Origin of the sequence: Acinetobacter sp. V102_4 (genome assembly GCF_031799005.1) — a bacterium.
Lineage (GTDB): Bacteria > Pseudomonadota > Gammaproteobacteria > Pseudomonadales > Moraxellaceae > Acinetobacter > Acinetobacter calcoaceticus.
In genome coordinates this window covers 21,807-35,812 of record NZ_JAVQNR010000037.1, presented here as the reverse complement: position 1 = coordinate 35,812, position 14,006 = coordinate 21,807, and the positions used below count along the sequence as shown (strand labels likewise).

12 protein-coding genes are annotated in these 14,006 nt (G+C 37.1%); 2 read left to right on the top strand and 10 right to left on the bottom strand.

Annotated elements, in window-relative coordinates; translation table 11 throughout:
* Positions 1–15 precede the first annotated feature (15 nt).
* The 10 genes from RMB13_RS08845 to RMB13_RS08800 form a co-directional block, all read right to left on the bottom strand.
* Positions 16–1,413, bottom strand: coding sequence for an ABC transporter substrate-binding protein (locus tag RMB13_RS08845; RefSeq protein WP_005305859.1), 1,398 nt, complete (start codon positions 1,411–1,413; stop codon positions 16–18).
* A 43-nt stretch (positions 1,414–1,456) separates the two neighbouring features.
* On the bottom strand, positions 1,457–2,527 hold the full coding sequence (locus tag RMB13_RS08840) for a branched-chain amino acid ABC transporter permease (protein ID WP_311085013.1): 1,071 nt from the start codon (positions 2,525–2,527) through the stop codon (positions 1,457–1,459).
* A 3-nt stretch (positions 2,528–2,530) separates the two neighbouring features.
* Positions 2,531–3,412, bottom strand: coding sequence for a branched-chain amino acid ABC transporter permease (locus RMB13_RS08835; RefSeq protein ID WP_311085012.1), 882 nt, complete (start codon positions 3,410–3,412; stop codon positions 2,531–2,533).
* Positions 3,413–3,453: 41 nt separating this feature from the next.
* The gene (locus tag RMB13_RS08830) at positions 3,454–4,245 is read right to left on the bottom strand and encodes an ABC transporter ATP-binding protein (protein ID WP_311085011.1); all 792 of its coding nucleotides are present in this window, start codon (positions 4,243–4,245) and stop codon (positions 3,454–3,456) included.
* Positions 4,246–4,256: 11 nt separating this feature from the next.
* Positions 4,257–5,414, bottom strand: a complete 1,158-nt coding sequence (locus RMB13_RS08825; protein ID WP_311085010.1) for an AMP-binding protein — start codon at positions 5,412–5,414, stop codon at positions 4,257–4,259.
* 321 nt (positions 5,415–5,735) lie between these two features.
* On the bottom strand, positions 5,736–7,325 hold the full coding sequence (locus RMB13_RS08820) for a rhodanese-like domain-containing protein (RefSeq protein ID WP_311085009.1): 1,590 nt from the start codon (positions 7,323–7,325) through the stop codon (positions 5,736–5,738).
* Position 7,326: 1 nt separating this feature from the next.
* A complete protein-coding gene (locus tag RMB13_RS08815; protein ID WP_198080061.1) occupies positions 7,327–7,890 on the bottom strand; it encodes a cysteine dioxygenase in 564 nt (187 codons plus the stop codon).
* 2 nt (positions 7,891–7,892) lie between these two features.
* Entirely contained in the window at positions 7,893–8,885 is a 993-nt protein-coding gene (locus RMB13_RS08810) for an ABC transporter substrate-binding protein (protein WP_198308210.1), read from the bottom strand.
* Between the two features lie 17 nt (positions 8,886–8,902).
* Entirely contained in the window at positions 8,903–9,991 is a 1,089-nt protein-coding gene (locus RMB13_RS08805) for an LLM class flavin-dependent oxidoreductase (RefSeq protein ID WP_311085008.1), read from the bottom strand.
* Positions 9,992–10,193: 202 nt separating this feature from the next.
* Positions 10,194–11,090: a LysR family transcriptional regulator gene (locus RMB13_RS08800; RefSeq protein ID WP_311085007.1), complete on the bottom strand. Its 897-nt coding sequence runs from the start codon at positions 11,088–11,090 to the stop codon at positions 10,194–10,196.
* A gap of 604 nt (positions 11,091–11,694) precedes the next feature.
* Between RMB13_RS08800 and RMB13_RS08795 the strand changes: the two genes are divergently transcribed.
* The gene (locus RMB13_RS08795) at positions 11,695–12,015 is read left to right on the top strand and encodes a pyrimidine/purine nucleoside phosphorylase (protein ID WP_311085006.1); all 321 of its coding nucleotides are present in this window, start codon (positions 11,695–11,697) and stop codon (positions 12,013–12,015) included.
* A 366-nt stretch (positions 12,016–12,381) separates the two neighbouring features.
* Entirely contained in the window at positions 12,382–13,992 is a 1,611-nt protein-coding gene (locus RMB13_RS08790; protein ID WP_045431605.1) for a bifunctional 3-(3-hydroxy-phenyl)propionate/3-hydroxycinnamic acid hydroxylase, read from the top strand.
* The last annotated feature ends 14 nt before the right edge of the window (positions 13,993–14,006 follow it).

Sequence of the window (14,006 nt, the reverse complement as noted above, 5' to 3'; positions counted from 1 at the left end):
GGTCATCTCCTGATCTTATTCTTCAGTTGCGCAATCTCGAATTTTTATGCCTTGCTCTTTGGCATATTTTTCTGAAGATTGTTCAATAATCGGACGTAATAAGCTGCGATCTGCTTGTACCCAATCACTAATTACTTTCCACTCTTTACCATCCCATTGTTGGAAACGTACCGCACCACCGCCTTCATGGTCTTGGCACGATAGTTTTAAAGGCTGTACCAAACCATATGCACCAAGTTCTTTTAAACGTGCTTCAGTTAAGTTGATATGTTCAAAGCCCCAACGGACCTCTTCACCAGTAAGCGGACGTTTACCAAATTTATTTTGTGCCACGCGTACTGCTTCTACATTCAAAATACCGTTTACCACACCTAGGTTATAGTAAACCGTACCGAAACGATTTTTATCGGCAAGATCTGACTGGCCTTTATCAACAACAAGTTGTTTAATCTCTTGTAATACAGGGAAATTCGTTCCTGATGGATGAGTCGTAATTGAAATAAAACCATTTGCCGCAGCACCTGCTGGGGCAGCATCTTCTTCTGAGTTTGACCAGATATTTCCAATAATTTTATTGGTTGGGTAACCCACTTTCTGTGCAGTTTTTAATGCAACAGGATTCATTACACCCCAACCACGAAGAATGACCCAATCCGGTTGAATCCGTCTAATATTCAACCATTGAGATTGTTGTTCATTACCGGGATGCGGTACTTCAATGTTGGTTACTTCAAAGCCATACTTTTTCGATAAAATCTCAATGACTGGAATAGTTTCTTTCCCGTAAGGAGAACCGTGATATAGAACCACGATTTTTTTACCTTTTAGTTTTTCCAAGCCACCACTTTGCTGACCTAAATAATTAATAATTGCAGATACTTCACTATATGGATTGAGCTGCAATGGAAACACGTATGGAAAAACACGGCCATCCGTAGAATCTGTACGCCCATGATTAATAGTAATCAACGGTAATTTATCTTTTGTAGAACGCTCCAAAGTTGCATAAGCGATACCGACAGATAAAGGGTTGGTTGCAGCAGCAGGCGCTCCATTTAAACCATTCTTCAAACGCTCATAGCATTCTACCCCTTTTTCTACTACGTACTCAGTTTCACACTCAGACCACACCAGCTTCACGCCATTCACACCACCTTTGGCATTGACGGCTTTCATGTAGTCAATAAAGCCCCCGAAAAAGCCCGTTCCCCCAGCAGCATAAGGGCCAACCCGATAACTCTGTAAAGGGAAATACTGGGCATTTTTATCCGACAATTGTGTTTGCTGCTCAGTTGCAGCTTGTTGTTTTTGCTCAGGTGGATTTTGTTTGTCTTTTTTCGTGACAAACACAATAGCGACTAAAGCGATGGCAATAACCACCAGCCAAAACCACAAGGATTTAAATAACTTCATAAATTAATCTCTAAATAAACAGACAAAAGTGTTGTTAAAACAATTAGTAACGTAATGGCCATTTTCTTAATCTGTGATACAAATTACGTAGTAAACGGCTTAATCCTTCTGGTTCCTTGATCAAGAAGTAAATGATCAAAGCCCCGAAAATAATTTTTTGTAGATTCTGTAGTAGTGCTTGATCGATAGCCTGTCCAAAAACAGCTTGCCCCAAAACACTCAATAAAATAGGCAACAGCACAATAAATGCGGCACCCAAAAAGCTACCCGTTAGGCTGCCTAAACCACCAATAATGATGATGAATAGAATTTGAAATGATCGATTAAGATCTAGCCCATCTGCTTCAATGGTTCCAAGATAAGCAAAAGCCCAAAGTGCCCCCGCAATACCGAGATAAAATGAACTGATCGCAAACGCCAGTAATTTAGTCTGGCTCACTGGAATACCGATAGTGATTGCCGCAGTTTCCATATCTCGTACAGCACGAAAATTACGACCATATTGACTATTGATCAGGTTGCGAGCCAAAACGGTGAGAACCACAACAATACTTAAGGTTAATAAATAGTGCCCGACTGGGCTATTTATGGAATAACCCCATATTTCCATACGAGGAGCAGTAATCACTCCCGAAGCATTATTGTTAGTAAACCAGCCATACTGTGTGAATAACCACGGTATAAAAAACTGTGCAGCCAAGGTGGAAACAATTAAATAAAAGCCTTTAATTCGAAGACTTGGCAGACCAACCACACCCCCAGTTAAAGCAGCAATTACACCACCCAAAAAAATGCTGACCAGTAATGGCAACTGAGGAATTCGCAGCTCTAAATTGTAAGTTGCAAATGCGCCCACTGCCATAAAAGCTGCGGCACCTAATGAAAGTTGTCCGGTATAACCTGTCAGAATATTGAGTCCCAATCCGGCAAGTGCCAAAACTAGAAAAGGGACTAAAATGGCATTGAATAAGTAATCTGGCCCAACAAATGGAACGAAAAGAAAGGCAATCAATAGTGCAAAAATAAATAAAATACGATGCTCTTTAAGGCGGAAAATGCGTTTCTCATCTTGATATTGCTGTACGTACTGTCTTGCTTGGCTAAATAAAAACATGGCTTATACCCTCGTCACTTGTTTCTGACCAAACAGACCAGTTGGGTATACCAATAAAAAGAGAATCGCCAACACATATGGAAACCAGTTTTCAATTCCAGAGCCAATAATGCCGCCTAAATAAATCTCCGCTAGTTTCTCGGTTGCTCCCACAATCAAGCCCGCTAAAATCGCACCTGCAATCGAAGTAAAACCACCAATAATCAGTACAGGTAATGCCTTTAGTACCACCAATGAAAGCGAGAATTGAACACCTAAACGTGCGCCCCACAACAAACCAGCGACTAATGCAACAAACCCTGCCACTGTCCAGACTAATATCCAGATATGATTTAAACGGATCCCCACAGATTGTGCGGCTAAAGGATCATCAGCAACTGCACGTAGTGAAATGCCAAAGCGAGTTTTACTAAATAAAAGAGATAAAATAATGACCAATGTTCCAGCAATACCTGTTGCGAACAGATCAAACTTGCTCAGCATGACGCCAAAGAAATTGATGGGCGCATCAGAAATTCCCAGATCTAATCCATGAACCTGTGTTCCCCATACAGTTTGAGCTAATCCCTCAATGACATAACTCAAACCTAGAGTTGCCATGAACAATGTAATGACAGAGCGATTAATTAAATGTTTTAAAATCAATGCATCAATCAATAGCACCAGCACAAAAATGACAAATAACGTGACAATAAAAGCCACCACAAATGGAATGCCACGTTCAGTTAAATTGACAAAAGTTAAGGCTGAAAATAAAACCAAAGAACCTTGTGCAAAATTAAAAACACCCGATGCCCGATAAATCAAAACAAATCCTATGGCAACCAAGGAATACATGACACCTGCCAACGTCCCCCCTAGCAAGACTTCTAGAAAAAATGACATATAAAAACTAACCTCTTATTTTTTAATTTATTTGTATATGTTCAATGCGCTTCAAGCGCTTGAATCCCTAGATATGCGCTCAGCACTTCGGGATGTTCTTGAATTTGTTGTGGTGTGCCTTCTGCAATCTTTTTGCCATAGTCCAGCACCACAATATGGTCGGAAATATCCATAACGACAGCCAAATCATGCTCAATCATGAAAATGGTTATATCCAACTGTTGATTTATCTTTTGAATAAACTTGGCAATACTTCGTTTTTCAGCATGGTTCATTCCAGCCATTGGCTCGTCTAAAAGCAGAAACTGAGGTTCTGCTGCCAATGCTCTTGCCAACTCCACACGTTTTTGCAAACCATAAGACAGCGAGCTAACCAATTGGTCTCGGTATTCTTGTAGATTCAACAGTTTTAAAATTTCTTCAGCTTTAAAACGCTGTAAATCATCATTTTTTTGAGTGCTTGGTAAAGACAATAATGCACCTAATAATGAGTGACGACTTTTTAATACTCGTCCAGTTAAGACATTGTCCAATACCGACATTTGCTTGAAGAGTGCTAAATTTTGAAAGGTGCGCGCAATTCCTAAATAGGGTGCATGCTTTGCCTTATAGTTATGCAAAACCTGACCAGCAAAAATGATCTGACCAGATTGCGGCTGATAAATGCCATTAATAATATTAATTACCGAACTTTTGCCGGCCCCATTGGGACCAATTAAAGAATAAATCTCTCCCTTTCTCACCTCTAAGCTAAGTTGCTTGAGCACTTGTGAAGAGCCAAAAGATAAATCAATCGCCTTAAGTTCTAGCAATACCACAGATGATACTGACATATATTCCCCTCTTAATTTATTGTTGTTATGGGCAAAGAATGAAGCTGCGAATTGTCCAATTGGGTACTTTGCCATTCGGCATATTCTCCCCATTCGTGTAACTTCACACCTAAACTTTGATAAAAATTTCGTGTTGCAAGTGTGACAGGCTGCCCCACTGTTAAAGCCACTTTAAGATGTGAAAAACCCAACTCTTCTAAAATGACTTGCTTAAATAAGGCAAAGCTAAACTTATCAATCAAAGATAATTTTTCTTCATTTTTCTGTTTTTGAAGTGCGTGCAGGTAATGTTTGGCAAGCCATTTATCACTTGGTAAGCGGTTATAAATTAACTGCTCAACACGGGCATAGGTTTGATTGGTCCCTAAAATCAATGTTGGCGAAATAATCTGTCTATCCTGATCACGAGTATTTAAGGTCTCAGGAATATTTAAGTTAAAACCTGCAAGTAGCCATGATGACCATAGATAACGGATGTGCCCAACACTTGAAAAAGCACGCGTGACAAAAGCTTCCTCATGATGATCTAGGTGGTGGTTTTGAACTAAATGTTTGGCCTCTGCAATCAAATCTTGATGAGAATATTGCACTCTCAGTCGTTGATTAGATTCAATCCGTTCAAAGCTAAAAGCAATTTGTGCAGGTTCGAGCTGACTCGTTTTAAAATCAATACGATATTTCTCGTTAGAATTTTTTAATAATTTATCGACAGCTACAACATAGTCATATTCAAATGTACTTAATTTGCTTTGTTCAATATAAAAAATATAAATTGGGTGATAACGTAATGTTTCAATTGAAACAAGCTGCTCTAGCTCTTCTACGAGAATATAATCTGGCTTTAAAATCGCAAGGTGTCGTAAAAAGTCTTCTGTTTTTAATGTATCAACACTTTGGTCAATCAATTGAACTTCGCCACCTAAAGCCTGTATAGCCAGACTAATAGCAACTACATCAATATTCGGAGCACTGACAATAAGAAAAGTTTGCTTGTTTTGAAAACCATACTCATAAAGCGCAGACGCGTATCTCTCGCTAAGTTCTAGTAAGTTTTTCCATGACCAGTGCTGCCACAGACCCAGCTTTTTATGTCTTAATGCAATTGCATCTGGACGTGCTGTTGCGTGGTATGCCAACAGTGAAATAAGACTTTGCGAATAATCTGACATTTTTGCAATCCCCCCTCATAACGTCGATTGTTAAACGATGAGATAAAAAAATATTGCTGTTATATTTCAATTTACATGCCAAATATTTTTATAATTATTTTCAATAGCTTATAAAAATATGTTTCGCTATCTGTGCATAAAAGTGATAGTTTATTGTTGAATAACTGTTTTTCAGGCAACAGTTATTACTTGGTTTCAAAAAGACATTTTTAGAGAAATCTCAAGAACAAGTTTTGATTAATACTTTTGATTTTCATAATAGCTCTTCTTCGCTTTAAAAGAGCTATTATGTTTTTATCAATATCTTAGTTAAATATTTAACTAAACTACAAAGAAACCATGTGTCCCATCTGTATTGAGTTGGGCAACTAATCCATATTCCCACTCTAAATAGTCTTGCATAGCTTGGATAGAATTATCCGTTCCTTCATAAGGGCGTTTATACCGATCTATACGGGGAGATAAGTACACATGTTTATCAGTTTCAAAAACAAAAGTTTTTGCCCATGCCTGATTCCCCCCTTCCAAGACATAAACATTTTCTGAAATTTTGGCTTGAAGAACAGATACTGCATATTGTGCTAACAGACTAGTACCACAAGTCACAACAATTTTATGATTTGTTGGAATTTTTTTCTCATTAAACAGTCGTTCAATATCTGCTTTTAAGACCCATTGAGCAGTAGGAATATGCCCTTTTTGATAGTTTGCACTACTTGTAAAATCCAGAATAGTGACTTCTTCACGGTCATCTAACCATGCTTGCAATTGTTCAGGTGTAATCCGATGTTTTATATGCAACAACGGAACAACTGGTTTCCACCCTCCTTGCTCGGTAAATATTGTCTGAAAATCCGCATCGAGTACGTAGACATCCCAATTCATTTGCGCCAACCAAGAGGCAGTCATATAAGCACGGACGAGTTGATCATCAATTAGTACAATTCTGGCACCGCGTACACTCGCATAATGATCAGTTTCCTGAACTAGTTGCCCACCGCCAATCCAACGACTATTGGGTAAATGCGCTTGTATATACTCTTCTTCTGACCGTACATCAAAAACATAGGTGGTGCGTTCACTCTGTTGTTGGAATAGTTGTAGTTGCTCCAAACTAATCGTTTTTACACCAGCCTGCTGTGTTAATTGTTTGGTATTCTCTAATATGCCTGATGGATTATTTTTATTAGCAAAATTAGTATATTGTTGGCGTTGTCCTAAAGCCAATTGTTGCTGCGCCAATGTCCAACCAATCGTACCATTACGTAAAGCATAGACTTCATGTCCAATCTTGGCATTAATCAATGACTGTGTACCAATTAAACTACGTGTACGCCCCGCACAATTCACAATAATTTTAGTATTTTCATCTTTAACAATATTTTTAGCATGAAGTACCAATTCAGCACCAGGTACGCTGATACCGCCCGGAATACTCATGGTTTGATATTCATCAAAACGACGAGCGTCCAGAATGACAATGTTTTCCTGATCATCAATTAATTTTTTGACTTCTTGAGCTGACAGTGACGGCGTCCCTTTATAATGTTCAACAAATTCACCAAAGGCTTTACTTGCCGAATTGACATCAATAAAAATTTCACCACCTGCATCTTTCCAGCCTTGTAAACCACCATCCAATAATGAAATCTGCTGATAGCCTAATGCTTGTAACTGTTGATAGGCACGTTGTGCCAAACCCTCACCATTGTCATAAATAACAATATCAGTAGACAGACGAGGTATTCGATTGAGAATTTCGACTTCAAATTTGGAAAGAGAAATATTGGCAGCAAACAAAGGATGACCTTGAGCATATGGATCTTCTTCACGTACATCAATTAGTGCGATTTCTTGACCAGCCAATAGCTTTTTGCGGATATCTTGATAAGTTTGAATATTGGTTGTCATATTAATGTTCCTGATTTGAATAACCTGAAATAAAACGCTTTGCTGTGCCATCTAAAGCAAAGGTATAGCGTTCTACTTTGCCAATATCAGCACCATAAATGTGAATGCTAATCGAAACCTGATCGGACAGCGCATTACGCACTTGATGCACATCACCCAAGGCTGGAGTAAAAAAATCAATTTCGCCAACTTTTAAATGATCTGGTTCACCAGTGATCTCAAAATGCCCTAATGCATTTCTTTGGTAACGCTGTGAGATTTCTTCACCTTGCAGGACACCAACGACTCCCCAAACTTCATGATTATGGATTGGTGTAGTTTGTCCCTTATCCCATACAAAACTGACAATTGAAAAATGATCTTCCGGATCGCGATATAATAAAAACTGTTGATAGCGTTCAGGGTTCGGTTGCCGATAAGAGCTTGGTAACCAATCATTTAAATGCAGCAATCTACGAAACTCTGGAATAAAAGATTGTATGAGATCAACATCTTCTAATTGCTGTGAAATTCCATATTCAATTCTTTCAATCAACGGCTGGAGTACTTGTTGCAACTGACTCATCTTTATTTTTGCTCCACTTTAAAACCAGTATCAAATGAAGATGTCACATCAAACTTTTTATCAATCAGCTTATATTTGGTATAAAAATCGGCAGTTCCTTGAGAAACTTTGATCACTTCATTATCGATCGGCTCCCACGAGGCATTACGACGTTTAAAAGCTTTGATTCCCACATCCTCTGGTAGTCCAGTTATTTTGGCATAAGCTTTACCAAACTCATCCCCGTGTTGTCCTGCCCAAGCTTGCGACTCTTTTAAACGATAGATGAAATCTTGAATTGCCACACGTTTGTTCTGATCCTTTAAAGATTTATCCGTGGCTGCTAAAAAGGTATAACCTGAATACAAACCACGACCATTAACCACAACCCGAAAATGATCCTTAAGCTCAGCATATGCCGTATATGGATCCCATACCACCCAAGCATCCACTGAACCATTGGCAACAGCTAATTTTCCATCGGCAGGCGGTAAAAATTTAAACGTCACATCTTCAGGCTTCAGACCTTGTTGTTCTAGGGCTTTTAAAGTTAAAAGATGACTAATTGAGCCTTTATTAAATGCTAAACTTTTACCCTTTAAATCTTTGGCAGACTTAATTGGACTATTCTGCGGCACTAAAATAGCAACTGGATATGGATCTGCTTTATAAACGGCAATAGCCTTGGCTGTTCCCCCATTAGAATTGGCAAATATAAAAGGTGCATCACCCAAATAACCAATATCAATCGCATCTACTTTTAATGCTTCTGCAACTGGTGCAGCAGCTGGAAATTCATACCAATTGATTTTATATGAGACATTTTTTAAAGCACCAGATGCTTCAAGCTGTGCACGCATATTGCCTTTTTGATCACCAATATTGAGCACAACCTGCTCCTTATTTGCTTTGACTTCAGATGCCTGAGCATGTTCAGGTGAAGTCTCTTTTTTTGTACAACCGACTAAAATTGCTGTTGTAAAAACACCCAATAAAATTTTTCCATAGTGATTCATTATTATTTCCTTTCTAATTAGGCCGAAATCAGCTGTTGCTGTTGATCATATTTTTCTGTTTTTTCACGGATTTGGGGCAATAGCTCTCGACCATAATCAATTGCGTCCTGAACAGGATCAAACCCACGTATCAATACGCTATGAATGCCGAGTTTGTAATATTGCAAAATAGACTCTGCAACTTGTTCTGGGGTACCCACTAATGCCGTGGAGTTATAACTGCCTTGAACTAAAGAAGTAATACCAGTCCATAAATTGGTATCTAAACGTTCACCTTGCCCTGCTGCTGCAAGTAAACGTTGCCCACCCGTACTTTGTGGTTTTTTTCTGGCAGCTTGTAAGCCAAAATTTTCTAATTGTTTTTTAGATAATTGATAAATTTCTTGCGCTTTTTCCCAAGCTATGGACTCACTATCAGCAATAATTGGGCGAAATGAAATGTTGTAATCAAGTTGGCGCTCATGTTGTGCTGCCAACTGATTTAGTGTTTCAACTTGCTCTTGGGCCCCCGCTAGAGGCTCTCCCCAAAGCGCAAAAATATCAACCTGTTTTGCGGCAACTTGTAAAGCTTCTATGGAAGAACCGCCAAAATAAATGGGTAAGTGTGTTTGGAGTGGTTTAATTTCAGAATAAGCATCTACTACATGGTAATAATCACCTTCATAGCTAAAAGGTTCTTGGCTATACCATGTTTTTTGTACAACTTCGATGAACTCAGCACTACGTGCATAGCGTTCTTGCTTATTTAAAAAATCTCCATCTTTTTTCTGATCAATATCACTCCCGCCAGAAATAACATGTAGTGCTAAACGTCCATCCATCAGCTGATCCAAGGTTGCCAATTTACGGGCTGCCAATGTTGGAGAAACAAAGCCCGGACGATGTGCTAGTAAAAATTTTATTTTAGACGTATGTGCAGCAGCATAGGCTGTCACTAAAAAACCATCAGCCTGATCGGACCAATAGCCACATAGAATACGGTCAAACCCTGCCTGTTCATGTGCCTGAGCAATTTTGACAATATAATTTTTATCAAAAGTTTTTGTCGCTGGAATAATTTCAGATGCCTCACGGTGCCAGATCATTCCTAAAATTTGAATTGCCATATTTAAATCCGATGTATTTTTTATAAGAATACGGCAGGTCTTAATATGTTAAAAACAAATATTAAATATATAATAATATTAAAATATGGAATACTAATAGAATGAGTGAGGCTCAAAACATTGCGGACGTCAACGAAAGCGTTATCTTCAACTAATGCTTTTTATATTGATTATGCTCAATAAAATTTCTTGAGATTTTATTTCATCCCCATCCTAGTATGCTCTGTACTTTACGGCTCATCTCCTGGCAAATTGATTGATAGACTTCATTCAAATCGGGTTGAATCATATAAAAAAGTTGCACTGATAAATTGAAGTCAGTAAGTTCGATTGAGGTAAGTTGAGCAGCATAAATACTCTTTTCAAAAACTTCTTTAGGTAATAATCCTACTCCAAGACCTTGAGCCAATAAATTCATCTGCAAATTGGTTCCTGTAACCTCAATTTTTATATTAGGTAACTGATTCAATTTATGGTATTCCGATACGAGATATTGGCGAAAACCGCACCCTTCAGTATTAAGAATCCATCCTAAAGACTGACAATCAGCAAGATGCTGTACAGACATCTTTTTTAATTTTTTTGAAACAGTCGGCACAATTTGTAACTGACCTAAAATTTCCATGTTTATCTGGTCATTCTGCCCATAAGTTTGAGCTGTTGTTGAAAAAATGCAATCTAGCTTTTTTTCCTTAAATTTATCTAATAAATCGATACCCCAACCTGTGCTAATTTCTAAGTTTAATGTTGGGTAACTTTGCTTTAAGTCTTCTAAAATACCTGACAAGATCGTGTCTGATAGACTTGTCGCAATGCCAATCCGTAAGTTTTGGGTCGATAATTTATAGCTGTTAACTAGTTGTCCTAATGCATCCATTTCAGCAGTAACCTGAGCACACTGCTCAAAAATTTGAAATCCTAGCTGAGTCAATTTTAGAGGGCGTGTATTACGGTCAAAAAGTTGTAATCCTAAATCTGATTCTAGATTTTGGATCCTTCTAGTAATAGCAGGCTGTGAAATACCTAATTGCTGGGCAGCCAGACTGGTAGATTGAACATTGACAAAACAAACAAAAGCTTCAATATCTTCAATTTTCATAATAGCTTAGGACAAGGTTTATAAATAAAGGTTATATCCAATTATGATGTTTTTTTATGGAATAACCAGTAGTTTACTATTCATTTTATTTCATATAAGTAATGTTTTTAGCTCAACTTATCTCTGCCTGTACTCACAACTATAATTTTATATTTTTCAAAATCTTATTTTTTATATGCTTTTATACTCTAGATAAGTTTTCTAAAAATTAGAAAAAGACAAATATTTCATCTTTTCTGACCTTATTTATATATAAAAACTACGCTAGATAATTCTACGCTTAGATGTTATTGAGGATGCTCAGGTAGTATTAAATCTACCAACCAGACTTTAGTCATCAGTTTATCTTGCGTGCAATTGCCTTATTTAGCTTACATTTTGCTCAAGATCCTAATATTAAGTATTTCATAGATTAGAAAGCTCTCACCTTGGGCTTTTTATTTTTGAATCATTTAATTGATATTTACTAATTTCTCGTTAGTGATCTACTTGAGAGAAAAGTTACTTTTATTGCTTACCTAAAATGTAATTTTATAGCTTGAAGATTCAGAGGAACTTTTATTATTATCTTAATAATATTTAGTACAATAAAGAGATACAAGAAATGCCAAATCAATTTGATTCTGTTTCTATAACAAAAAAAGCTAATGTCTACTATGAGGGGCATTCTATTAGTCACGTAATTGAACTAGCTGATGGAACAAAAAAGACTCTTGGAGTTATTCTTCCATCAGATAAGGCTTTAACATTTAAAACTCATGTGCCAGAGCGCATCGAAATTATTTCTGGGAAATGCACTGTTCAAATTGGCGATGAACCAGAAGCTACAATTTATTCTAGCGGTGAATCTTTTTATGTTCCTGAAAATAGTAAATTTAAAATTATGACAAATGAAGTGATTGATTATGTCTGCCATTTAGAGTGATTTGTGACAGAAATACTATTTTCCATCATGGCAACTTATTTGGCATTGTATAACTGTTACTCATTATAAAAGTTTATAATATTAGTATTTACATCAAATTAAATTATTGATAATAAAAGTTTTATTATTTTTACAATGAATAAATCTTTAGCTCTAAAAGCGACATCCTTCAATTATAATTTAAAACAATGATTGGATTTAAAAAAACTATTGCAAGAATATAAAAACTCTTTTAAATACAATATATTAAAAAAAATTAAATATACATCCTGCTTTTTAAAATTCACTTATTAAACTATTGATTAAATTCAACCTTCTTTCAAGTTTGATATTAATAAGAAAACTTGATAGTAAGGGATATTTACTGTGAATCAAACTCAACATCACACCACGGAAGTTGCAATTTTAGGGGCAGGACCTGTTGGATTAACAATTGCAAATTACTTAAGTAAGCAAGGTGTACAAGTTACTGTTATTGAACAATTAGATCAACTTATTGATTATCCAAGAGCCATTGGTATTGATGATGAATCATTAAGAACAATCCAATCTTTAGGATTAATTAAACAAGTTTTACCGCATACCACCCCAAATCATGCGATGCGCTTTTTAACTCCTAAAGGACGTTGCTTTGCAGATATCCAACCCATGACTCGCGAATTTGGTTGGCCACGTCGTAACGCATTTATTCAACCTCAAGTTGACCGTGTTTTACTTGAAGGTTTAGCGTTATACCCAACAACACAGGTATTTTTTTCGCGCCACTTAAATAGTTTTACTCAAGACAAAGATCACGTAACTTTAAACCTCACTACAAAAGACAAAAAACAAGAAATTATTCAAGCACAGTACCTTATTGCTTGTGACGGCGGAAATTCATTTGTACGTCGTAATCTGAACATTAATTTTGAAGGAAAAACAGCACCTAACCAATGGATTGTTATTGATCTTGCAAACGATCCATTAGCTACTCCTCATGTATATTTATGCTGTGATCCAGTTCGTCCTTACGTATCAGCAGCTTTACCACATGGCATCCGACGTTTTGAATTTATGGTAATGCCGGGAGAGACCCAAGAAGAACTTAGTAAACCTGAGAACATTAATCGTCTATTAGGAAAAGTTTTACCTCATACGGACAATATTGAAGTCATACGCCAACGTGTATATACACATAATGCACGTATTGCAGATCGTTTCCGCGTAGACCGTATTTTATTGGCAGGCGATGCTGCACATATTATGCCTGTGTGGCAGGGCCAAGGTTACAATAGTGGTATGCGTGATGCATTTAATCTTGCTTGGAAAATGGCTTTGGTCATTAAAAAAGTGGCAAGCCCTGAAATTCTTGATAGCTATCAACTAGAAAGGAAAGACCACGCACAAGCAATGATTAATTTATCCGTTCTAGCGGGTCATGTACTTGCTCCACCGAAAAAATGGCAAGGTGTTGTTCGCGATAGTATTTCTTATGCATTGAACTACATACAACCCATAAAACGCTATTTACTAGAAATGCGTTTCAAGCCAATGCCAAAATATAATGAGGGAATATTGGCACCATTTTCAGGAAAAAATACACCTGTTGGAAAGATGTTCATACAGCCTCATGTACAGTTTGGAAACAAAGACAAAATTTTATTAGATGATGTCATTGGAAATAACTTTGCCATTCTCGCTTGGGGAGTCAATCCAACTTGGGGCATCTCACCCAATATTATGAAAAAATGGATTAAGTTAGGTATAAAATTTATTCAAGTCGTCCCTAACGTGCAATTAGATGCACCCAATCAAACTTCTAATGCAGATTTCATTACAATCGGTGATGCAGATAGTGAAATCCGCACTTGGTTCGGTCAAACAAATCAATCTATGGTGATATTACGACCTGACCGTTTTATAGCAGGTCTTGCTATTCCCCAAACAGTGAATAGTATAAGTGAAGAACTTTTTGAAAAAATGCATTTAATTAACTAAAGTTTTTTAAGCCA